At 70.3% G+C, this 24,798-nt stretch carries 6 protein-coding genes; 3 read left to right on the top strand and 3 right to left on the bottom strand.

Features of this window, described 5'->3' with window-relative positions:
• Positions 1 to 3: 3 nt before the first annotated feature.
• A complete protein-coding gene (locus tag ASG49_RS00515; protein ID WP_156384134.1) occupies positions 4 to 18,105 on the bottom strand; it encodes a hypothetical protein in 18,102 nt (6,033 codons plus the stop codon).
• Positions 18,106 to 18,401: 296 nt separating this feature from the next.
• Between ASG49_RS00515 and ASG49_RS00510 the strand changes: the two genes are divergently transcribed.
• Positions 18,402 to 19,157: an alpha/beta fold hydrolase gene (locus tag ASG49_RS00510; protein WP_235561842.1), complete on the top strand. Its 756-nt coding sequence runs from the start codon at positions 18,402 to 18,404 to the stop codon at positions 19,155 to 19,157.
• Between the two features lie 40 nt (positions 19,158 to 19,197).
• Here ASG49_RS00510 and ASG49_RS00505 read toward each other — a convergent pair whose 3' ends face one another.
• Complete coding sequence (locus ASG49_RS00505; protein WP_082533678.1) at positions 19,198 to 20,646, bottom strand: MDR family MFS transporter; 1,449 nt, start codon at positions 20,644 to 20,646, stop codon at positions 19,198 to 19,200.
• An 81-nt stretch (positions 20,647 to 20,727) separates the two neighbouring features.
• Between ASG49_RS00505 and ASG49_RS00500 the strand changes: the two genes are divergently transcribed.
• Entirely contained in the window at positions 20,728 to 21,327 is a 600-nt protein-coding gene (locus tag ASG49_RS00500; protein ID WP_056535686.1) for a TetR/AcrR family transcriptional regulator, read from the top strand.
• Between the two features lie 305 nt (positions 21,328 to 21,632).
• Positions 21,633 to 23,369 carry a hypothetical protein gene (locus ASG49_RS00495; RefSeq protein ID WP_056535684.1) on the top strand — a complete coding sequence of 579 codons (1,737 nt, stop codon included), beginning with the start codon at positions 21,633 to 21,635 and terminating at the stop codon, positions 23,367 to 23,369.
• Positions 23,370 to 23,586: 217 nt separating this feature from the next.
• On the opposite strand, the gene ASG49_RS00490 is transcribed toward ASG49_RS00495, so the two are convergent.
• Complete coding sequence (locus tag ASG49_RS00490) at positions 23,587 to 24,765, bottom strand: serine hydrolase (protein WP_056535681.1); 1,179 nt, start codon at positions 24,763 to 24,765, stop codon at positions 23,587 to 23,589.
• Between the last annotated feature and the right edge of the window lie 33 nt (positions 24,766 to 24,798).

The following is a 24,798-nucleotide window of genomic DNA, read 5'->3' as shown; positions in this document are numbered from 1 at the left end:
GCGTCAGGCTACTTGCCGGAGCACCAGGACCAGGTCGTGACTGGCGGGGTCGGTCGACGGCATCCAGAGCATCTCGTAGGTGAGCCCGCTGTAGGTGGCGTACGCGACGGAGATCGACTCGCTGGTGCTCTTGGGGCCGATGGAGAGCGTGCCCACGGTCGTGAGCCGCCCGTCCAGGTCGGCGACCTGCACTAGGATCCGGTACGTCGTGGTCAGCCTCGTCGACAAGGTGACGCTGAGGTTCGCCGACTTGGTGCCGCGCACCACGCTCGCTGACGCCAGGGGCGTCCTGCTGGGGCTGAAGGCCGTGGTGGTCGAGGTGCCGCTGTAGGTCGAGGTCCCGGTGGTCGCGAGGGCGTCGTCGAAGGTGCCGCCGTTGCCGGGCTGCGGGTCTCCCGGCGCTCCGTGCTGGGCGCCCCACTCCGCGTCCTCCGAGCTGGTCAGTCCGAGCTCGCCGTAGGGCTCGCCGTTGCGGGCACCGAGCGGCGCACGGGTCTGGTCGGCTCCGTCGGCCTTGGACAGGTCGTAGAGGAACTGCCGCACCGCCGGGGACGACGCCCGCCAGACCGTGGAGGCACCGAAGGGGTTGAACGGGACGAGGTAGGAGTTGAACTCGCCGATCCAGTCGATCAGCCGGTCGCTCTTGGTGTTGGCGACCAGCACGTCACGCCCGGCGCCACCGAAGGCGTAGTCGGCGTTGGTGTCGGTGTCGGGCCTGCTGTTCGAGCCGTTGCCCGTCGTCTTGTCGTCGTCGACGTCGAGGAGGTCGTTGCCCCAGCCACCGTAGAGGTGGTCGGTGCCCGTGCCGCCGGACATCCAGTCCGAGCCACCGTCACCGAAGAGCGCGTCGTTGCCGTCGTCGCCGGTGGCGTCGGACGTGGTCAGGAACGGGAGGCAGGCGGTGCCGCCGGCCTTGCAGACCGTGACCTGGCGCATCGGGTCGTTCTCGTCGTAGTGGCGGAACTCCTCGGGGTCGGAGTAGCCGAACTGGAGCGGGTTGTCGTCGAGGTAGTAGAGCGCCAGGGTCGCCAGCGGGTCGGCGGTGTAGTAGGCCGCGAGGGCCTCACCGCCCGAGATCGCGTCGTCACCCTCGCCGCCGTGGACGAAGTCGTTGCCGAGACCGCCGTACATCACGTCGTTGTAGCCGACGTAGAACGGCTCGAGGTCGGCGACCTTGACCAGGGCGCCGGTCGGGTTGACCACGGCGCTGTGGTGGGGGCCGTTGCTCGTGACGGTGGTCTGCGTCGTCTTGACGTCGCGGTAGTTCAGCGGGTCGGTGCTGCCGTTACGGCTGGTCAGGAGCAGGCCGTCGTCACCGAGGACGCCGTCGACACCGGTGCCGCCGGAGACCCAGTCGTTGCCGGCCTGGCCGTAGAGGTCGTCATCGCCGGCCTCGCCCCAGATCGCGTCGTCGCCGGACATGCCGTGGACGACGTCGTTGCCGGTCTCACCGTGCAGGAAGTCCGCGCCGCCGATGTTGGTCCCGGTGCCGGTCACCTTGACGGGCCGCGCACGGTCGGTCGTCGTCAGCCAGTAGGTGCCGGCCTCGCCGGTCGGGCTGTAGTCGAGGTGCTGGACGACGCGCGGGACGACCTGCGCCTGGTAGGTGAACGAGGCGAACTGACCGTTGCGGACGATCTTGTAGATGTTGCCGTTGTCACCGATCATCACGTCGGCGTCGGCAGACGCAGAGCCGTCACCCAGGTGGTTCCGGGTGGTGGCCGCGCCCGTGTCGCCGTAGATCGTGTCGGAGCCGTCAGGCCTCATCGCCGGGGTCGTCAGGCCGAAGAGGTTCGAGCTGCCGCCGATCAGGTCGTCCTGGCCGAGCCCGCCGTAGATGGTGTCGCTGCCGCCGTTGCCCTCGACGTAGTCGGAGCCGGCACCACCCTGCAGGGTGTCGTTGCCGAGCTGGCCGAACACGCGGTCGTCGCCGGTCCCGGCATCGACGACGTCGTCGCCGAAGAGGTCGGTCGCGGTGGTGCTCGCGTGGTCGAGGATGGCGACCGAGCGCACCTCGACAGCGGTCGGGTCGAGCTGCGAGGCACCGGTGACGCTGCTGCCGGCGTACCAGGTCTGGGTGATCGGGTCGAGCAGGTAGAGGCGGTCGCCGACCAGCACCCGGACCAGGCTGCTGAGCGTCGAGCCGGTGCGCAGGACCTCGGCGTTGTCCCCGACGACGACGTCGTTGCCGGCGCCGCTGCCGATGAAGTCGCCGGCGTCGAGGCCGCCGGCGACGTTGTGGCCGCCGATGATGTCGTCGTCGCCGTCACCGCCACGGATGAGGTCCGACCCCTGCTGGCCCAGGATGATGTCGCCGCCCGCGTCGCCGTACAGCGTGTCGTTGCCACCGTTGGTGTCCCTGTGGTCGACCGAGACGAACGCGAACGGGTGGAGGGCCGTCGAGAGCGGCAGCCGGGCGGTGTCGACGAAGGTGGTGCTGCTCCGGGCGCCGACCCAGCCGAAGTCTCCGAGGACCAGGTCGTTGCCTGCATCGCCGTTGACGGTGTCGCCGCCCTTGCCACCGAGCAGGACGTCGTTGCCACCACGGCCGGCCAGGATGTCGGCGTCGCCGACCCCGGTCTCGGCGGTCCGCAGCACGTCCACGGTCAGGAAGGCGGCGTCGCCGGTGACCGTCGCGCCGGTCCTGGGGTTGGTCAGGTGCCCCGCGACGGGGGCACCGCCGAGGACGATCGCGTAGCCGCTGGCACCGACCGGCTCGAGGTGGTGGACGCGGCCGGTGTCGCCGAAGACCAGGTCGTCGGCCGCGCCGCCGCCGAGGGTGTCGGCGCCGGCGCCGCCCAGGAGGACCAGGGGCTGCGTCGCAGCGGGGTCGGCCACCATCGTGTCGTTGCCACCCTGACCGTGGACCACGAGCCGGGCGGCACCGGTGGTGGGCGCGTCGGCCTCGATCGTGACGGTGTCGTTGCCCTCACCGGTGAAGACCGTGGTGATGGTGGCGCCGAACGGCGAGGTGGGGATCGCGCCACCGCGGACCGAGTCGATCCGACCGGTGTTGCCGCCGGAGCCGAGGAAGACCGAGATGCCGCGGCCGAAGAGGCCGGAGTCCGCGCTCCGGGTCCAGACGCCCTGGCCCGCGAGGTCCCCGCCGGTGCTCGTGTAGCCGATGGTGGCCGGCGCGAGCCCGCTGATCGAGCTCCCGGTGACGACGAAGCCGCTGTCCCGGTCCCTGTCACCCCGGTCACTGACCGCGAGCGTGTTGCTCCCGGCGCCCGCGTCGATGTCCAGGGCGCCCTGGACCAGGTCGAGCGAGCCGGTGAAGGTCTGGTCGTCCGTGGTCAGGGTGCCGTGCAGGAGCGCCGCGAAGAGCGCTTCGACGTCGCGGGTGGTCGCGGCTGCCTTCAGCGCCGCGAGCAGGTGGCCGAGGTCGACGGCGTCGAGCACGTTGGCCACGTTGCCGAGGTTGGCCGAGTCGGAGACGAAGACCAGGTCGTCGCCCGCGCCCGCGTCGACCCTGGTGCGTGCGGTCGTGCCACGGACGTTGACGCCGTCGTCGCCCGACCCGAGGTTCAGCGTGAGGTTCTCCAGGGCGTAGTAGTTCACGCCGTCGTTGCGGGCCAGGTCCGTCATGGAGGAGGTCAGGGCCGGGCCGGCTGCGCCGGCGAGCTCGCCGGTGAAGCCGATGACGAACGTGTTGCCGTCGCGGAAGACGTAGACACTTTGCGCGCAGCGGCTGTCCCGGCCGGGGGTGCTGGCGCCGGTGGACCCGGCCGGCAGGCCGCAGGAGCTCGGGTTCGGGAACAGCACGGCCTGCAGCGCCGCCCGGACCTGGTCGGCCGTGGCCGCCCTGTCGAGGGTGATGGTCGGGAAGCCCGCGAGGGTGATCGTGAAGGTGCCGGTGCCGCCCACGGTCACCGAGTAGATCTTGTCCCGGCCGCCGTCGACCACCATGTCCAGCCCGGTGACGGTCTCCTGGGTGACCGTGCCCAGCTGGTCGTCGGTCTCCGCGCTGTCGTCGAGGGTGGCGCTGTCCGTGCCGGCGCCACCGGCCAGGACCAGCAGCGTGCCCAGGTCGTCGAGGAGGCCGGCGTTGCCGATGACGAAGCGGTCGTCGCCCGCGTCGCCGTCGATCCGGGTGAAGCCCGAGGTCGTCTTGACGGTGATCACGTCGTTGCCCGCGCCGCCGGTGATCTCGGTCCGGCCGGTGTGGGTGCTGGCCACGGTGAAGGTGTCGACGCCCTTGCCGAGGTCGACCACCAGGCGCTCGAGGTCGCCGTACGTCACGCCGCCGGCGATGCTCTGGCCGCCGATCGTGCGCGGGCCGCCCATGCCGAGCCCGGTCACGGTGCCGATGCCGATGATCCCGTCGACGGCGGCGGTCGGGTCGAACGTCAGCGAGCCCGTCTCGTCGGCGACGTCGTTGCCGTTGTCGAGGACCAGGGTGTCGACCTGTTTGCCCTCGATCACGTCCAGGGACGGGTTCGGGGTGGTCACCAGCTCCTGCGAGCTCTCGCCCGGGAGCATGACCGGCGGCGGGATCGTGTAGGCGGCGTTGGGGTTCTCCCCGCCGAACACGAACAGCGGGCCCTGGACCTGGTTGATCCGGCTGATCGAGGTCGGGGCGAACGCCTGGTAGTCGCTGCCGTCGACGTAGGCGTCGTTCCTGGCGCGCACCAGCACGGTGCGGGGGACGTTCCAGCTGGTGACGTCGAAGACCAGGTTGACGCTGGTGCCCCAGTTGATGCCGTCGACGCTGACCTCGACCTGCACCTCGTTGCGGATCTTGCTGCCGATCCGGGTGCTGGTCGGCTTCGCCGTGGCCGTGACCGTGACGGTGCAGGTGCCCGTCGTCGCACCGGCGCAGGGGTTGGAGCCGAGCACGACCTCGTAGCTGTCGGTGTCGCCGGCCTCCACCACGTGGGTGCCGCCGTCGGTCTCGATGACCCGGACGGTCGGGGTGTCGTCGTCGTCGACGAGCACGGTGACCGGCGCGATCTCGAGGCCGGTGGTGTAGCCCGCCCCGTCGCCGGTCAGGACGGTGTGGGTGATCGCGTCGTACGCCGAGCCCTCGATCGCGCTGTCGTCGAGGCCCTGGACGTAGATGGTCACCGGCACGTTCGCGGCCTCGAACCTCACGTCGACCGAGCGGCTCCACGTCACGCCGTCGAGGCTCACCCGGGTCTGCGGTCCGGCGCTCACACGGACCGTCACCGGGGAGGCGGGTGCCTTGGCCAGGTCGAGCGTGTACGACGAGGGCGCATCGCCGCCCTCGGCTACCCGGACCGGGTTCGCCGCGATGACGGTCACGGCCGGGCGGTCGTCGTCGATCAGGCGCACGACCGCGTTCGGCAGGACCAGGCCGTCGTACTCGCGGCTGCCGCCGCTCTGCACCACGAGGTGCTGGAGCACGACGAAGCGGTCGCTCTCCGCGGCCAGGTCGTCGATCGCCTTGACCCACACCTCGCGCGACATGGTCGCAGCGTCGAAGGTCGCGGTGGCCGAGGCGGCCCACGTCGCGCCGCGGTCGAAGGACACCAGCACGGTGCGGATCCGGGCGTCCTCGTCGTCGGGCGACAGCAGCGGGGCGGACACCGTGATCCGGACCGCGCTGGACGGCGCCCTGGTCAGTCGGACCGTGTAGACGTCGTGGCCGCCGCGCTCCCGGACGATGGTGCTCCCCCGCGTGGGTGTGATGACCACGGCGGGGGTGTCGTCGTCGGTGATCTCCGCGCCGACGCCGTCGACGGGGATGCTGTTCCAGCTGCCGACCGTGCTCTCGACGCTGTGCTCGATGATCCCGCTGTGGCCCTGCAGGTCGTCGGCGACCGCGATCGGTGCCGCGGAGCCGACCAGGATGGTGTCGCTGCCCAGACCACCGAAGAGACGCGTCTGCACCGTCGGGCTGGTCGAGAGCACGACGAACAGGTCGTCGCCCTCGGCGCCGTCCACGTCCACCTTCTCGACGCCCACGAAGGAGACGAAGCGACCACCGCCCCAGATGCCGTCCCTGCTGATCACGAAGACGTCGTCGGCCTCGGTGCCGATGATGACCAGGGTGTCGAACCCGTCACCGCCGTCCACGGCCACCGGGGCGTTCATCACGTAGGAGACCAGGTCGGCTCCGGACCCGGTGCTCACCTTGGACAGGGCGTCGCTCGTCGGGTCGCTCTCGAGCAGGAAGGTGCGGATGACGAAGGTGTCGTCGCCGGCCTCGCCGTTGACCTGGAGGGCAGCACGGTTGCGCAGGATGCTGAACAGGTCGTCGCCGGTGCCGCCGTTGATGGTGGTGGCATGGCTGACGCCGTTGGTCAGCTGGCCACGCGTGGTGTCGGTGAGCACCGGCTGGAACTCCGGGTCGAAGCGGACGACGTCGCCGTAAATCTGGCCGACGAAGAAGCTGTCGTCGCCGGCGCCGCCGTTGATCACGGTGCTCGTGGAGTTGTCGTCGAGGGCGAAGACGTCGTTGCCGGTGAGCCCGTTGACCGCGAGGCCGGCGTTGATCGTGGTGTCGTAGGTGATCAGCTCGGCGCCGCCGAAGCTCCGCTGGATCCCGGCCGTGCCGCCGAGCGGCGTGTTGAGGGCGGCCACGACGCCCGCGCGGAGCAGGAAGGTGTCGCCCGCGGTGCTGCCGTTGACGACGAGGGTGTTGCTGGCGCCGTCGTCGGTGCCGTCGGCCACCACGATGCGCGAGCTGCCGTTGCTCCACACCGACACCGTGTAGGTGTCCGAGCCGGCGCCGCCGACGAGGGTCAGGGCGTTGGCCGGGCTGCTGCTGGCGCCACCGGCCAGGCCGTTGGTCGCACCGTCGGCATCGGGGACGGCGTTGACCGAGATGCTGTCGGCGCCGGCGCCGCCCTGGACCAGGGTGGGGCCGGAGGTCGTCTCGACGGTGAGGACGTCGTCTCCTGCGCCGGAGTCCACGGAGGTGAGGCCGGAGGGTCCGGTCTGCGTGGAGTCGATGTCGAAGAGGTCGTCACCGGAGCCGAGGCCGAGGGAGAAGGTCTCGAAGGTGTCGTAGTCGATGTAGCCGCTGGTCATCGTCGCGAGCGTGATGCTCGAGGTGGTGCCGGACACGGCCACGAGGCCGGAACCATCGATGCTCGCCGCCGGTGGTGCGCCGGTGAACGCCCCGACCCAGCGGATCAGGTAGGTGATCCCACCCGCGCGGGTCACCGGGGAGCGCGTGACCGTGACGAGGCTGCCACCCAGGGCAGTGTTGATCGCCTCCTGGACTGCCTTGGCCTTGGCGTCGAAGGCGATCGCACCGGTGGTGACACCGAGGAGGGTGAGGGTGAAGGTGCCGTTCGCAGCGTTGCGCACCGTGATCGACCAGGCGGGCTTGGCTGCGGTGCGGCCCGCGTCGATCGTCATGCCGAGCCCGGCCAGGCGGTCCTTCGTCACGTAGCCGATGTCGCCGGTGGCGTCACCGGAGTCGTCGAGCTGCACCGAGTCCGTGCCGGCGCCGCCGCTGATCTTGAGGTAGGCCGCGATGAGGTCGAGGGTGCCGCCCAGGGTCGGCGCCAGGCTGCCGACGATGAAGGTGTCGTTGCCCGCGTCGCCGTAGGCCTCCGTCGCCGCGTGCAGCGCCAGGATCCGGACGACATCGGCGCCGTTGCCGCCATGGACGGTCAGCCCTGCGTGGGTGTCCTTGATCGTGATCGTGTCCGCGTCGTCGCCGCCGTCGATCGCGGTGACCGCGTGGGCGTCGACCAGGGTGATCGTGTCGTTGCCCCTGCCGCCGTTGACCGTGGTGACCGCGTGCGTGTCGGCGATCGTGATCGTGTCGGTGCCGTCGCCGCCGTCGAGGACGAAGCTGCCCGAGGCGTCGGTGACGTCAACCGTGTCGTTGCCGACCCCGGCGGACAGGGTCGTCGTGGCGCCCGAGTAGGTCGAGGTGACCGTGAACCGGTCGGCGCCGCTGCCGAGGCGGATGACCAGGGTCTCGGTGCCGGAGTACGCCAGCCCCTCGCCGTGCAGGCCGAGGCCGCTGAGCTTGGTCGACGTCAAGGTCCCGGTGTTGGCCGCGGTGTCGCCGCTGTCGTCGACGTCGAGGGAGTCGGTGCCCGTGGATCCGGCGATGCTCAGGGGGGCGGCGATCGCGTCGAGGGTGCCCCCGGTGTGGGTGCCGGTCGCCTGGGTGCCGACCTTCACGACGTCGTTCCCGGATCCCAGGTCGAAGGCGCTGCCGATCTGCAGCGACGTGAGACGCAGCAGGTCGTCACCACCGAGGGTGTTGACGTTGAGCTGGTCGCGCTCGCCGGTCGCGAGGCTCGAGCCGCTGAGGGTCAGCGTGTAGCCGCCCTGCCAGACCATGGTCGTGGTGGAGACGTCGGGCGTCGGGTCGTTCGCGTCCGGCGCGGCGTTCTCGACCACCAGCGCGCCCGAGCCGCGCGACAGGACCGCCAGCGGGGCCGCCATGCTGCCGGTCACGGTCAGGACGTCGCCGGTGTCGAGCAGGTTCACCGTCACGGTGTCCGCCCCGCCGAGCACGGTCACGGTGTCGGTGCAGTCGGTCGGCCTGGGGTTCGTGGCCGCCTCGGTCGCGTCGCACACGGTCGCCTCGTTCGGGGCGAGGTGCGTCATGCCGAAGCCGATGCTCACGTTCTGGATGCCCACCGTCCTCAGGTCGCCGCTCAGGGTGAGCGTGTCGCCGCCCTGGGTGCGCAGCACCAGGCTCTCGAACTCGGCCAGGTCGAGGTTGCCGGACCCGTAGCCGATCCGGACCCCGCCGTTGCGGACGCCGACCGTCATCGTGTCGGCGCCGGGGGTGCCGATCAGCTCGAAGGTGTCGGTGCCCGCGCCGGCCGAGATCGTCTCGTTCATCACCTCGGCGACGTAGCCGTAGAAGACGTCGTCACCGTCGGCGCCGACCATCGTGTCCACCCCGGCGCCGCCGTCGAGGTAGTCGTTGCCGACACCGCCGTCGAGGAGGTCGGCGCAGGAGCCGCCGCGCAGGTCGTCGTTGCCCTCGTCGCCGTGCAGGGTGGCCTGGTTGCCGGTGCCCGAGCAGCTGGTGGTGGCGCTGGAGAAGGCGAGGAAGTCGTTGCCGGCACCGCCGCGGATCGTGGCCGGGACGTTGAGCTCGTTGAAGGCGGTGAAGGTGTCGTTGCCGCTGCCGAAGTCACCCACGATGCTGGTGACGCCGCTGAAGCGCTCCTCGTAGCCGAAGGCGGAGACCACGATCACGGCGCCGTCGCGGCGTACGACGTACTCCTCGACCGTCTCGGTCTGCGACACCCCCCGCTGGTCGGCGTGGGCCCCGACGTTGAGCCGCAGCACGCCGCCGGGCTGCAAGGTGGCGAGCTTCGGCGGTGGGGCGTCGCCGTTGACCAGCGACACCGGGAGCCAGAAGTCCGCGATCGTGATGGTCACGGACTTCTTGACGAACAGGATCTTGACCGTGAACTTGGCCTTGACGGTGATCCGGCCGCCCAGGCCGGCTTCGCCCGTGAAGGAGATGTCGGCTCCCGCGAGGGTGATGCCGAAGAGCTTGACGTCGACGCCGCCGCCCAGGGCGATCCGGAAGACACGGGTGCCGCCGTCGGCGCCGAAGGTCGAGAGGCTGGGGTTCTCCTCGTCGATGCACTTGTTGTTGCCACTCTCCGCGCTGGCTTCGTGGTTGCAGAAGGAGGCGTGCGCGTAGAGGTAGCCCCTGATGCCCGTGCCGGCGATGGTCAGGTCGATGTTGCCCTGGAGGTCGAAGCTGAACGTGCCGGTCGACAGGATGAACCCGCTCGCGGACATCGACAGCGGTCCGAACTTCGCCCCCAGGCTGGCCTGGACGGCCCACTTCTTGTCCGACACCGCGATGTCGAGGCTGCCGCTGAGCGTGATCAGCTTGAGGACCTGGACGTTGCCGGTGAGGTTCAGGTGGAAGTAGCTGTCGCGGTCCGTGCCGTCCTTGACGGTGGTGTCGATGGTCAGCTTGCCGCGCACGTCGAGGTCGAAGAGGGACAGCAGGTTGGCCTTGACGGTGACGTCCACGTCCAGGAGGACGCCGTCGGCGTACAGGCCGAGCTTGCCCTCGGCGTTGACGTTGATCGAGGTGTTCTGGCTCGCGCCGAGCTGGAACCTCACCGACACGACCATCTCGAAGGCGCCGTCGCGCAGGGACACGGCGACGAGGCCGTAGGCGTCCGCGAACCCGACGATCGTGAGCTTTCCGGTGAGAACGACGGTGAGGTAGGGGCCGGCCGCGGTCGTGGGGGTGATCGTTCCGCCGTTGCCGAGCAGCGCGTTGATCGTGGCCTCGTCGACGTTGGAGGCGTCGATCAAGCGCGGAGCCTGGCCGGAGATGACGTAGCAGCGGTCGTCGTCGGCGTCGCTGTCAGCCGAGCCGCAGTCCACGAGACGGTCCAGGAACTCACCGGTCATGCTGTCCGTGCCACTCGGGGGAGTCAGCGTGCCGCCGGTCGGGCTCGTGCCGTCCTTCAGGTCCTGCAGGAAGCCCCACAGGGTGTCGGGGATCTCCAGCGACACGTCCGCGCCCGTGGTGTTCATGACCAGCCGGGCCTCGGCGGAGAGCTGGATGCCGACACTGGCGTTGCCGATCGTCATCTCGACGTTGAGGTCAGCAGCGACACCGTCACCGTTGATCACGACCACGCCGACCGCGCCGGCCTCGAGCAGGCGCCCGCCGTCCGGCTTGCCGATGTCCGGCCCGATCTGCAGCGAAGCGACCACGAGGAGCTTCAGGCCCTCGTCGTTGACGTCGAGGTAGAACACACCGTCGGCGCGGAGGTAGGAGCCGAGCGCGAGGACACCGGCGACCTGGATGCTGACGAACGTCTTCTCGAAGTCGAGCACGACGGGGTTGGCGAGGTTCCCGGTCGGGACCGCCAGACCGGCGACGTCGTCGCAGTCGGGGTCCTCGTCGCCCCACTCGGAGGTGCACGGCCCGGTCTCGGGCTCCTCGCCCTGCTCGCCGTCCGGGTCGTGGTGGAAGCTCTCCTTGAAGTTGATCGCCGAGAGCGAGCTCGACGCGCCGCTCACCAGGAGCCCGAGGTTGAGTGCGATCGCCAGGGTCCCGCTCAGGGCGACGCCGGCGGGCAGCCCGACCAGGCCGACGGCGTCGGCGCGGACGTCGGCCGCGACGTAGACCGCCGGGTTGGTCGGGTCCGCCTTGACGCCGACGAAGATGCCGAAGTCGAGGTCCTCGATGGACAGTCCGACCGCGCCGGTGTTGCGCACGATCTGGCAGTCGACCGTCGCGCTGGGTGTGCACGCGTTGCCGGCCTCGTCGACCCAGATCACGTCGCCCTCGGCGTCGGTCTGCCAGGAGGGTCCGTCGATGCCGACGAAGCCGAGGAGGTTCGCTCCCCCGATGGTCATGGTCGTCACGCCGGTCACCACGGTCCCGTCGGCCAGCGTCACGTCGGCGGTGCGGCCGAGCTCGAACGCGATGCTGCCGCGGAGGGCCAGGACACCGAAGACGTCGAGGTCGATGTCGGCCGCGACGGCGCGGATCAGCGGTGTGTCGTAGGTGAACGGCACCACGATGGCGTCGCCGCCGAACTCGGCCGGCGCACCCACGGTCACCGCGAACGGTTCGTCGGCGTTGGCCTCGGCGTAGGCGCCGAAGTCCACGACGGGCAGGACGGGGAGGCCGTAGAGCAGCGGGGTGGAGATGTTGAGCTCGATCTCGAGGCCCTTGCCGGAGAGGACGAGGCCGTCGATGCCGACCAGCGCGACCTCCGCGGCACTCGCCTGGAGGGCGATGTAGCGGATCGGGTCGAGGCGGTTGGTCGGCGTCATCATCGCCAGGGCGAAGTCGACGTCGTCGAGGACCAGACCGACGGCGTCGTCGTTGACGATGAGCTCGCCGGCGTCGTCACGGTCGAGCTCGCCGTCCTCGTCGGCGTCGGTCCAGTAGGGCCCGTTGAGGCCGACGAAGGCGCGGACGTCCTGTGCGCCGATGGTGAGGAACTGCAGCTCCTTCTTCTCGAGGCCGAGGTAGTCCCCCAAGCCGGGAGCGGCACCGGCGTCGACGACCTTCTGCAGCAGGTCGGTGCTCACGATGCCGTTGGTGAGCGGCATGGTGCGGACGGTGCCGTACTCGAAGTAGAAGCTGCCGGCGAGGTAGACGAAATCGGAGATCTGCAGGGTGAAGTGGTTCGCGCCGCCGCCGATGACGAAGCCCTCGGCGTCGAGGTAGATCGACGGGTTGCTGCCACCAGTGGGGATCTCGAGGCCGGCGGGGGTGTCGGTGTCCTCGTCCGCGGGCAGGCTGGCGGCCCAGTTGATGGCCGGTGGTGAGAGCGCGCCCGGGCCCCCGTTCCACTTCTTGGTGGCGCTGTTGACGTTGACCTCGGCGCCCTTGGCCATGAGCTCGATGCCGGGCACGCCGACCAGGCCGAGCTCGCCGACGTGGGCCTTGACCGTGTAGAAGGACGGGGCCTTGCCGGCCCCGAGCGCTGTCGTGAAGGCCCCACGCACCAGGGTGGCGAACACGAAGCCCAGGTTGATCCCTCCGCCGAGGAAACCGACGGCGCCGGGTGCGAGCTCCGAGGTCTGGAGCACGCCGTCGTCGCCGGTGTCGAACACGGGGCAGGTCGCCACGCCCTCGGCGCAGACCGGGTTGGGGTTGTAGCCCACGAAGATGCTGGCGTTGTGGACGCCGACCTTGATGGTCTCGACCTGGGCACCGGTCAGGGTCGTGCAGTCGTCGCTGAGCGCGACCGTGTCGGCGTTCGGGATCGTCGTCGCCACGACGACCGCCGCCTTGAGCAGCACGCAGCCTGGGGCCCCGGGACCGACGAGCTCCAGCCCGGTGTTGATCTCCACCGTCTCCAGTCCGCCCTTCTCGAAGGCGAACCCGCCCGAGATGTGCACGAAGTTGTAGATCGAGATCACCACGCGCCCGGCGGAGACACCGATGATCGGGTCGTCGAAGTCGATGAGCACCGGGACGTTGCCGGTGCCGGTGGGCACCAGCAGACCGGCGGGCTTGGCCACCGACCCGTCCTGGTTGAGCTCTTCGGGGAAGCTCGAGGCCCAGTCCACCCACGACCTGGAGCCGGCGAGCGTCCCGACCTGTCCGCCCTTGTTCACCGAGAGGCCGATGTCCTCGAAGCGGAAGACGAGCTCGTCGGGCAGCCCGACCGGGGTCAGGAGGGCCACCTCGGCGCCGACCGCCATGAAGGTCGGCAGCGCGAAGGCGCCGTTCCGCAGGGACACGGGCGCGTCCGGGGACACCTTGGCGATGACGATGCCGACGTTGATGCCGTTGGCCAGGAGCCCGATCGCGTCGGCGGAGAGGTCGTCCTCGTCGAGGATCCCGTCCTCCCCCGCGTCGAACGACGTGCCCTCGGTGCCGTCGGCGTTGGGGTTGTAGCCCACGAAGAGCGAGGCGTTCGAGATGCCGATCATCGTGGTCAGGACGGGGACGTTCCAGATCGTGCTGCCGTCGACCGTGGCTCGGGTCTGGTTGGTCCCCGGGTCCTCCGCGGCAGGCCCCTTGGCGCCGTTCAGCGCGGTCGCGAGGCCCCGGCCGGTGGTGAGTCCGCTGGTGCGGACGTCGAGGTAGGTGTTGCCACCCTTCTCGAAGGAGAAGCCGCCGCGGATGTAGACGAAGTCGGAGATGGACAGCGTCACCAGGCTGGCGGAGAGACCGAACAGCTGACCGCGGTAGTCGATGTGGACGGGGTCGTTGCCCGGGCCCGTCGGGATCTCCAGGCCGGCCTCGAGCGGACCACCCTCGACGTCCTCGTCGGTCGTGTCGTCGCGGTCGTCGGTGAGCGGGTTGTCGGCGCCGTCGGGGTCCGGGAAGCTCGAGAGCCAGTCGACGACCGCCTTGCTGAGCGGGATCGCCGTGCCTGGGGCCGGGCCGGTCCGGATCGCCCCTCCGGTGTTGACCGACAGCTTGATGCCCTTGAGCTCGAGCCCGAGCTCGGACGGCAGGCCGAGGATGTCGACCGAGCCGATGTAGGCCGAGATGCCGATGAAGGTGCTGAAGTTGTAGCCGGCGACGACGCCGGCCTCGGCCGTGGCGAAGACCATGCCGACCTGGATGCCCGAGGCGGCGAAGCCGACGGCGTCGGGCGACAGGACCAGGTTGCCGTCGTCGTCGACCGAGAACCGCTTGGCCGGGTCGTAGTCGGCGTTGTCCGGGTCGTCGCGCGTCGGGTCGGGGTTGTAGCCGATGAAGACCGCGGCGTTGCTGATGCCGAACGTGGTCGTGATGACCGGCAGGTTCCAGATGATCGATGCGCCGGCGTTGTGGCCCAGGGTGTCACCGGGGTCGGACTCCACGGCTGCACCGGGGATCCTGCCGGCGAGCAGGCTGGCTGCTGCGGCGTTCAGTCCGGAGGTCCGCACGTTGACGAGCTCACGCTCGCCCTTGCGGAAGGAGAACCCTCCCTGGATGAAGACGAACTGCGAGATCGCGAGCGTGACGCGACCGGCGGAGATGCCGATCACCGGGTCGTCGAAGTCGATGTACACCGGGTCGGTCGTGGTCCCCGTCGGCACGGCGAGCCCGGCCGGCGGGTCGTCGGTGTCGCCGTTCTCGTCCGGGAAGCTGGCCTCCCAGTCGATCCACGCGGTGGACGTCGCCCGACCGGTGACGGCCTGGCTCAGCGGCACGCCGGCCTTGCGGATCACGCCGCCGCCGTTGACCTCGAGCAGGACGTCCTCGAAGGACAGCGTGAACACGTCCTCGGGGATGCCGACCGGCTGGAGCAGGCCGACCTCGGCGCGCAGGGCGTAGAAGGTCGAGAAGCGGTAACCGCTGGCAGCGTTCCCGATCGGGCCCGGGACGCTGGCCAGGACGAGGCCGACGTCGATCCCGGTGGCGACCAGACCGACCGCGTCGGGGGACAGGACGAGCGTCCCGTCCTCGTCCAGCGCGAACCTGGTGCCGTCGTCGTGCGTCGGCTCGTAGCCGACGAAGACGTTGGCGTGGGAGATGCCGACCAGGATCGTGCCGACGCTCAGGCCGACGATCTCCGAGCCGTCGGCCGCGGCGGTGCCGGCACCGGCGTCGTTGATCGCCGTGCCGAGCGCGGTGCCCTGCCCAGGGGTCAGGCCGCCGGTCTTGACGACCACGTCCTCGTCGCCGCCCACCTCGAGCGAGAAGCCGCCGGAGATGTGGACGAAGTTGGAGATGGAGAGGACCACCAGGTCGGCGCGGACCGCGATGACCGGGTCCTCGAAGTCGATGACGACGGCGTCGCCGCCGGTCTCGATGGCGAGTCCGGGGTCGCCGTCGGGGAAGGAGGCGGCCCAGTCGACCGTCGCGTTCGAGGTCGTGTCGGTGCCGACCTTGCCGCCCCGGTTGACCTCGACCCGGATGCCCTCGAGGTAGAAGTCGATGACGTCGGTGGGCAGGCCGGGGAAGGTGAACGACGCGACGTCCACGCGGACCGCGAGGAAGCTGGGGAGCTTGGAGGCGGCGGCGAAGCTGCCCGTCCCGGTGAGCGGGGTGGCGAGCACCAGGCCCATGGTGATCCCGCTGCCGAGGAGTCCGATCGCGCCCTCGGCCAGGTCGTCCGCCGACAGCGGGAGCTCGAGGTCGTCGGCCTCGGGGAAGCCGCCGGGGTTGTACCCGACGAACACGCTGCCGTCGGAGATGCCGAGGAGCATCGTGCTCACCGGGACGTTCCAGATGAAGGAGACGTCGTCGTTGGTGGCCAGGGTCCCGTCATCGGGGTCCGCGCTGGCGGTGTTGTCGGTGATCTGGCCGCGGATCTCGTCGATCAGGGACTGTTCGAGGTCCTCGACCTCGATGTCGACCTTGTGGACGGCGCCCTGCTCGAGGGCGAAGCGGCCGGCGATGTGGACGAAGCTGCCGATGGACAGCACGGCCTTGTCTGCTGAGATGCCGATGGTGGAGCTGGTGGAGTCGAGGAAGAGGACCGGCGGGTCGGTCCCGCCGATGAAGATCTGGTAGCCCTGCGGAGCCGGGTCGCCCTCGGTGACTGCCTCCGGGTCCTCCGCCGCCTCCGCGGCCGGGAACGAGGAGACCCAGTCGACGACCGCAGCCTGGCCCTGGCCGCTGACGATCCGGGTGCCGTGGTTCGCCTGGATCTCGAGGTCGCTGAGGGACAGGCTGAAGAAGTCACCCAATCCGACCAGGTCGAAGCTGCCGACCTGACCCTTCATGCCCAGGAAGCGAGTCGTCAGGGGCATGCCGCCGAGCGGCGTCAGCAGGACGAAGGCGAGGTTGACCCCGCCGGCGAAGATGCCCAGGGCCCCGGCTGCCGTGACCTCCGCCTTGCTGATGACCCCGTCCGTGTCGCCCGGGAAGCCGCTCCCGATGAACGCCGTGGCGTTCGTGAAGGCGAACTGGATGGAGGTGACGCTGACGTTCCAGAGCTCGGTGTGGTCTGCGCTCCGTCCGAGCCGGCCAGCAGCCGCAGCCTTGTCGGCGTACACCGCGACGTCCTGGAGGGCCTGGGGGATGCCTGTGACACCGTCCAGGCCCGTGCTGATGTCGACCTTGTCGGGGCCTCCCCTGGTCATCGTGATGTTGCCGGACACGAAGAGGAAGTCGCCGAGGCTCATGCGGACCGGGGCGGTCGCCGAGACGAATGCGCTGTTCATGTCGAGAACAGCGGTCGTGGCACCGGTGGAGGTGATCGGGTCGGCGAGGAGGTTCAACCACGAGTCGTCGGCCGACCTCGTGTTGACCGAGACCGTGACCGAGTCGAGCCCCAGCTCGAGGTCGGTGAACCCGAGAGCGGCGGTGGGGCTGGTCAGCGTTCCGGAGAAGGCGTGCCAGGCCTGGTCGGCCGCGGTGATGACGGCCAGGAGGAAGTTCGTCAGGGTGCCGCTCATGCCCAGGTCGACGCCCAGGACCTGGGTCCCGACGAAGCCAGAACCCGAGGTGCCCGCGAGCTTCAGCAGGCTGGCGGCGACGGTGCCGCCCTGGTTGGTGGTCGCGGAGTAGTCCTCGCGCTCGAAGCCGTAGTCGCCGCGGACGCGCACGAACCCGGCGACCGTGACGGTCAGCTGTCCCGCTCCGTCGTCCACCAGTCCGCCGAGGCCGGCGTGCTCCTCGAACCGGAACTCGTCGGCGGCCGTGGCCGCGCCCGTGAGGCCTTCGACGTCGGAGAAGGCGATCCTGGCGCCACCCACGAGCTCGAGGATCCCGGCGTTCACGCCGGTGATCGTCCAGGTGCTGGCCACGTCCGGCCCGACCAGCACGTCCATCCCACCCAGGCCGTCGAGCGTGAAGGTCCCCGATCCGGAGACCGAGCCCACGACGTCCCCACCGACCAGGACGTCGTAGCTGCCGCCACCGGTCGCGACGACCGTGATGACGTCGTCACCGGCCGTCGCCCCGGTCGCCAGGATCCCGAGGCCGGCGGCCCCCGAGGTCACCGAGGTCACCGTCACGGGCTCGTCGAGGAAGCCGAGCGACCCGGTCGACAACCCGGTGGTGTCGAGACCGGCGGTGGAGAGCCCCGAGCTGACCGGGACCTTCACCGGCTCCGGCATGGTCATCGGCGCGACAGGCGCGGGCGCGGGCTCGGCGCCGCTCGTCGGCTCCGACGAGCCGGTCGAGGGGCCGGTCGAGGGGCCGGTCGAGGGGCCGGTCCCGGTGGACCCGGCACCCGTGCTGGAGTCCGGTGCCGGGGCGTCGACCGTCCCGGTCGACCCGGTGCTGTGCTCGGTCTCCGGGGTCGAGGGCTCGACGTCGGCCGGCGGGGTGACCGCGGTCTCCGGCTCGGCGTACTCGGGGCCGACGGAGTGCGAGGCACCCGGCGCCAGCGACGGACTCATCAGGCCGCCGCCGTGCCCGAGTCCCAGGACGTGACCGATCTCGTGGCGGACCACGGTGGTGAGGTCCATGGCCTGCCACCCCCACCCGGCGGCGTCGGCGTCGATCGTCACGCTGCTGCCGCCCTGCGCGCCGAGCGTCAGCCCGGGGAGGTCGGCGATCGCGACGGAGACCGAGGAGAGGTCGGCCGAGGGCCTGACGGCGAGCCAGTCGGCCTTGGCCTGCGAGACGGCACCGGCGAGCTGACCTTCGCCCAGGGAGGCCTCAGGTCCGACGGGTTCGCCGGGCGCGCTGCTCGCGACGAGGAGCTCCGGGCCGTGTCCCGCGCCGCTCGCGAACGCGAGGACGAGGTTGCCACCGGACCAGGCGACCGAGAGCACGAGCAGGAGGAGGAGGGACCCAGCGTCACGCACGGCAGCGCGCACGCGGGTCCCCGACCCGCACGCGACGTTCACCGCGACACCTGACACGACTCTCCCTGAGTACGCGCGAGGATGACCCCGCGCCCCGAGTCGCCCCAGGCGGGACGGCCACGTCTGGCATTCTCCAACGATCCAGCCGTGGACGAACAGGCCCGTGTTCGCCCTCTTCGCTGGTCAGAGGGACTACCCAGCTCTAGTCACAAATGGCTATGGGCATGCTCCAGCGCGCGACTGGCGGCGCGAGCCGACGACGAGAGAGCGGTGACCTGGTGGGTGCTGCGACAGCAGGAGGCAGCCCGGTGAGACCCGCCCCGACCGTGCTGGTGGCGCCCGCGATGGCCATCGGGTCGGCGTACTACCGGCCGCTCGTCGAGGCGCTCGAGGCGCGCGGGTGGGAGGCGCGCGCGCTGCCCCGGCGCGGCTTCGAGCCCGGCCAGCCCCGGGCGGGTCGGGCCCACGACTGGTCCTACCTCGACGAGATCGAGGACATCGCCGCCGCGGTCGCGCGGGCCCGCGCGGAGCGGCCCCGGAGACCGGTGCTGCTGCTGGGGCACAGCCTGGGCGGCCAGCTCGCCGCCGGGCACGAGCTCACCCGACCACCGGTCGACGGGCTGGTCACCGTAGGTGGTTGCCTGCCGCACTTCCGCGACTACCCGTACGCCGGACTGCACATCGCCGCCATGGGAGCCCTCGTCGTACCCACGCTGACCACCGCGTTCGGCTACCTTCCCCGGCCGGCCTTCGGGGGCCCGGGAGCGCGCACCCTGATGCGGGAATGGGGGCGGATGGCCCTCACCGGCCGGCCGCCGTACCCCGTCGAGGGGCGCATCGCGACCCCGACGCTGGCGATCAGCCTCGCCGGGGACGACCTCGCGCCGGCCCGCGCCGTCGACGCGTTCGCACGACGACTGTTCGAGCCCGAGGCCGTCACCCGGTGGCACTACCGCGACGTCGACGTGCCCACCGGCGGTTCCAACGACCACATCACCTGGGTCCGCTCCCCCGGGCCCGTGGTGGACGTGGTCGGGTCCTGGTGGGCCGGTCGCGCGGGTTGACCCCCGGGGCCGAGACCCGACCCGCCGGCCCGGGGGCCGCTCAGGCGTCGGTCCTCTGGTGACGCACCGCGAGCGCCACCAGCACGGCGACGGCCGAGATCACGCCGCCGTACGTGAAGGCGGTGTGGACCCCGTCGGCCGTGGCCTGGACGAGGCTGGCGCCGGCCTCCTGGCCGGAGACCTGCTGTCGGGTCAGCACCGTGACGAACAGCGCCGTGCCCGCGGCGCCCGCGACCTGCTGGAGCGTGGAGACGGTGGCGCTGCCGTGGGAGTAGAGCTGCGGGGGGAGCGACCCGAGCGCCGAGGTCAGCAGCGGGGTGAACATCAGGGCGAGCCCGACGCTCAGCAGCACGTGGACGGCGACGACCGGGCCCTGGGCCGTGGTCTGGTCGAAGCTCGTCATCAGCCAGAGCGCGGCGGAGGTGACGGCGGCGCCCGGTGCGATCAGGGGTCGCGGACCGACGCGGTCGAACAGCCGACCGACGACCGGAGCCAGCAGCCCCATGACGAGCCCGCCCGGGAGCAGCACGAGACCGGTCTCGAGGGTGGACAGGCCGAGCACGGACTGCAGGTAGATCGGCAGCAGGATCAGGGTGCCGAACAGCGCCATCATGCTCACCGCGATGAGCAGCGCGGCCACGGAGAAGGTGCGGCTGGCGAAGGTGCGCAGGTCGAGCAGCGCGCGGTCCTGGAGCCGCAGCTGCCGGACGACGAAGCCCGCCAGCGCCGTCGCGCCGACGACCAGCGGCAGCCACGGCGGGACCGGGCTGTGGCCGGACGCCGACTCACCGATGCTGCTGAGCCCGTAGACCAGCCCACCGAAGGCCAGGGCCGAGAGCACGACGGACGCGACGTCCAGGGACGACCTCACCGGCTCGCCGATGTTGCGGACCCACAGTGCGCCCAGCCCGAGGGACAGCAGCGCGATCGGCAGCACCAGCCAGAACATCCAGCGCCAGCTGAGCTGGTCCAGGACGAGGCCGGAGATGGTCGGCCCCACGGCCGGCGCCACGGAGATGACGATCGAGATGGTGCCCATCATCCGGCCGCGGCGCTCCGGTGCGACGACGGTGAGGATGGTGGTCATCAGCAGCGGCATCATCAGCGCGGTGCCGACCGCCTGGACGACGCGAGCGAGGACGAGGACGGCGAACGTCGGCGCCATGCCGGCCACTGCGGTGCCGATCGAGAACGAGACCATCGCCGCCAGGAAGACCTGGCGGAGCGTGAAGCGGCGGAGCAGCCAGCCCGTCACGGGGATGACCACCGCCATCGTGAGCAGGAAGGCCGTGGTCAGCCACTGGGCGCTGCTGGCCGGGACGTCGAACTCCCGCATCAGCTCGGGCAGCGCGACGCCCATGATCGTCTCGTTGAGGATCACCACGAAGGCGGAGCCGACGAGCAGGGCCACGAGCGGCCCGACCCGGACGCCCGGAGGCACGGACGGGCGGACGGGGTCCGGCGCGGTGGTGGAGGCGGTGGCGGTCACGGAAGTTCTCCTGGGTCAACGTCGTCTGGCAGTCACTGCCAACTCGTCAGACGCTGCCACCATTCCCGCTAGCCTGGATCCGTGAGCATCGAGCCCCTGCTGGACCGACGGCGCCACCGGACCGAGCGGGACATCGCGCTGGCCGCCCTGGGTCTGTTCGAGGAGCGCGGGGTCGACGGCACCACGGTCGACGACATCGCCCGGGTCGCCGGAGTCTCGGCCCGCACGGTGTTCCGCTACGCGACCACCAAGGAGCGCGCCGCGCTCATCGCCGACCACGAGGTCGAGACCCAGGTCGACCGGGCGCTCGACGACCTGCAGGCCGATCGGCCCCTCGTGCCGCAGCTCGTGGAGCTCTGGCGCGACGTGCTGGCCGCGTTCGACGACGGCCGGAGCGGGCCGGGGTCGCAGGCACTGCGGCTCTGGCGCCTGGCGGCACGCGAACCCCGACTCATGCTGGCGGCCATCGCCCAGGACGAGGAACGGCTGACCCGCGTGCAGTCCCAGCTCGTCGACCGCCTCGACCTCGACCCGCTCGCCGTCCGGGTCTCCTTGGAGTCGACCGCGGCCGTGGTCCGGGTCGTCCTCGACCGGTGGGCCTGCGACCCCGGGACGCACGGCCTCGTGTCGACGTACGACGCGGCCTGCCGGGCCCTGCGCGACCAGCTCGGTCCGCCGTGAGCGGCACGCTGGTCCGCTAGCCCGCGGAGCCGCCTGCGGGACTCGAACCGACGCCCTTCTCATTACGAGTAATGACACCCATCGGCCCTGTTCAGCGGCTTTGCCCAGCTCACTGACCTGGGGTTTCGTGTCAGTTGGGCACGCGTCGATGCGTATCGCTACGCACGCCTACGCGACGTTTGTTGGGACTTTATTGGGAGTTTGTTGGGAGTGCAGGCATGCCTGCGGGCTCGACGCATCAAGTGACGGGCCGGCGCGTTCGGTTCGGCACATGGCAGATGGGCGGCCCATAGGAGGATCGGGGCATGATGCGTTGGGAGTCACTCGATCCGGAACGACTCGAGCGCGGCATTCAGTTGCTGTTGAAGCGACTGCACCCGGGCCTGATATCTCTCGACGGTGCCGGGGGTGACGGTGGCCGCGACGCGCAACTCGCAACCACCGACGGGCTGACCGTCTTCGAAATCAAGTCCTTCGGACGGCTGGACGCGTCTCGCAGGCGTCAGGTGCAGCGGTCGCTCGCAAAGGCTCACGCGTCTACGCCCACCATGACGCGATGGGTTCTCGTGATCCCCATGCGCATGACACCGATCCGGCCCGGAGGTAAGAGCAGCGAGCAAGCGTGGTTCATGGAGACGCTCCCCAGACATGCGCCTGGGGTCGAACTCGACTGGTGGGGACAAGACTGGCTCGACGATCAGCTCGTCGGCAACGTTGACGTGCAGAGATACATCGAGGGCGCGGACTCCGAACTACTCCAGCGTGCCAGCGAGCTCAACCTGGAACGGGCCGCACTTTCGAACGGCGCCGTGGACCTGACCCAGCGGCTCGACGTTCTTCGCAACAGGATCGACGAGGTCTCCCCGTACTGGACTCTCGACTTCTCGGTCATGAACGGCTCCATCACATCGACGCTCCGCGGCAAGACACCGGAGGCCCATGAGGTCGACCCCATCAAGATCCGCTCGACCTTCACCTTCGACCGCGAGGACGCCACAGAGAGGAAGCTTCGCGACAAGCTCGTCGACGTCCTCGACTTTGGAGGTGAGATCGAGCTACCCGCGGGAGTCGTAACCGGTTTCGATATCGACGCCTCTCCTGAGGCCAGGCGGCTCTTTCCAGCGGACGACCCCAGAGAGAGCGAGTTCGCAGTCGCCAGCACTCGAGAAGCGCTGGACCAGCCCATCCGGTGCGTCTTTCAAGTCATCGATGAGTCAGGCGTCGTGTCCGACGTCTCCGTCTACTTGAGAGAGAGGACCAGCGGGCGTCGTGGTGTGACGGTTATCGGCGGCGACGCAATGTCGATGATCACGATCACCCTCGGATTGCCGTACCCGAAGCAGCCCGACCAAGAGGCGCAGCCCGTGGTTGTGAACGACGCGCGTTTCCACCTGAGCCTTCCCGACACCTTGGTGGGCCTGGACGTCACGTCGCTCAGACCAGTCATCCGGACACTTGCGGCTGCAACACCAGGCCGCCGGCTTCGGATCAGCTTGCCGGAGTTGGGCCTGGTCGAAGGTCCGCCATTCGACACGCACCAGTTTCCTTGGGCATCCGACAACGTTCAGGTGGTGGAGGACTTGCATCGTATGGAACAGCTCACCGGGCGAGTCCTTCGCTATCCGGCGGGCATCACCCGCGAGGACGCATCAGCCCTGCGGTCGGCCGTACGCCAACTGGACGGCGAGGAGGTGGAGCAACCCGGAACCCTGACGCTCACCGTTCGCGGCGAGGCCGTGGGCGACTTCCTCGACGCACTAGATCAGACGCCTAAAGATCAACTCCCAGGAGGGTTCCTGCACGCGACGGACTCCATGGAACTGACCGTGGGTGACCTCACCTTGAATTTCGGTGCTGCAGCCTTCTGGGCCCCGTCCCCCCGGCTACTCAACCGACCCGATCTTGATGCAGCGAGAATCTCCGGTTCGACGGCAGACATCGAGGCAAAGTTCGAGGCGACTGAACACCCGTTCCGCTGGTTACCGCGATCACTGGCGGAGGAACACCTTTCGGGCGCTGTCCACTCCGGTGGTCCCTCCTAGTCCGCGCCCATCAGTTGAGCCTTGGCTGACCCTTCGACGCGGACAGCCCCCCCCGTCGGCGGTGACGACCACAGCGATTAATAGGACTTGTTGGGACCCGCGACAGGTGATCGAACGTGGCCCCGCTGCCCCACCGCCGCACGAACGACGAGGCCGCAGGGCGACGAGGTGGCGCGACTGGCACCACCTCGCCGCCTCCGACGACGTCCCGGTCCGATCAGAGCGCGGCGTACAGCGCCTGCTCGAACTCCTGGTAGGTCTTCCAGGCGTCGTCCTTGGTGATGAAGGGAAGCGAGTTGGTGTAGATCGAGGCGCAGACGCCGGTGGTGCGGTCGATGAAGAAGTGGGTGTTGAACAGGCCCGCCCAGGCGCCCGACCCGGCGCGACGTCCACCCGGCACGTCCTCGCGGTTGATCATCAGCCCGTGGCCCCAGGTCCAGCCCGGGCCGGCGTACATCGTGTCGGTGATGGGCGGGTCGGCGGTGGGGATCTCCTCGGGGAAGGACAGGTCGCCCAGCTGGTGGCTGAAGGCCCGCTCCACGGTGTCCTCGGCCAGGATGCGGACGCCGTCGAGCTCGCCGCCGCGGAGCAGGGCGCGCTCGAAGCGGATGTAGTCGCGCGGCGTGGAGTAGAGGCCGTGACCGCCGGCCCACCAGTCGGGCTCCTGGTTGAGGATCTCGCCGGCCGAGGTCCACGTGCCGTCCTCGCCCGGCACGTGCACCGTGACGCAGTTGGCCAGTCGCTGCTCGTCGAGGCGGAACATCGTGTCGTCCATGCCGAGCGGTCCGGTCACACCGTCGCGCACCACCTGGTCGAGCCCCTTGCCCCCGTTGACGGCCTCCACGACCTTGCCGAGCCAGTCGGTGTTGATCCCGTACACGAAGGCGGTGCCGGGGTCGGCCACCATCGGGGCCTTGAAGGCGTCGGCGGAGCCAGGCACCACGTTGGGAACCCCGGTGGCGGCCTCGAAGCGCACGAGGTCCTCGTTCCAGAACCAGTACCCCAGCCCGGAGGTGTGCGTGACGAGCTGGTGCACGGTCGCCCTGGTCGCGGGCGCCCGGAGCCGGGGCTGGTCGCCGTCCCACCCGTCGAGGACCTGCACCTGGGCGAACTCGGGGCAGTACTCCTCGACCGGGGCGTCGAGGTCGAGGTCGCCCCGCTCCACGGCCTGCAGCGCTGTCGTGGTGCACACCATCTTGGTCATCGACATGATCCGGAACTGGGTCGAGGTGCCGACGGGGTCGTCGCTCTCCCCTGCGACGCGCACCCCGGCACCTCCCTCGTAGAAGACGCCGTCGGCGTCGGCCGCGATGGCGGCCACGTGGGGCACCGCCCCGCGTGCGACCGCCGCCTGCAGCACCTCGTCGATCCTCGTTCCGTCGATGGTCCGGGTCATGGTTCCTCCAGCTGCCAGGCGGGTGGCGCCGCT

Source organism: Marmoricola sp. Leaf446 (assembly GCF_001424755.1).
Classification (GTDB): domain Bacteria; phylum Actinomycetota; class Actinomycetes; order Propionibacteriales; family Nocardioidaceae; genus Marmoricola.
The sequence above is the reverse complement of the archived record's forward strand: the minus strand, read 5'-3'. Positions and strand labels throughout refer to the sequence as shown.

What these genes read in the sequence shown, in the direction of transcription:
- ASG49_RS00490 (WP_056535681.1), bottom strand. Translation starts at nt 24,765, where the DNA reads ATGACCCGGACCATCGACGGAACGAGGATCGACGAGGTGCTGCAGGCG.
- ASG49_RS00495 (WP_056535684.1), top strand. Translation starts at nt 21,633, where the DNA reads ATGATGCGTTGGGAGTCACTCGATCCGGAACGACTCGAGCGCGGCATT.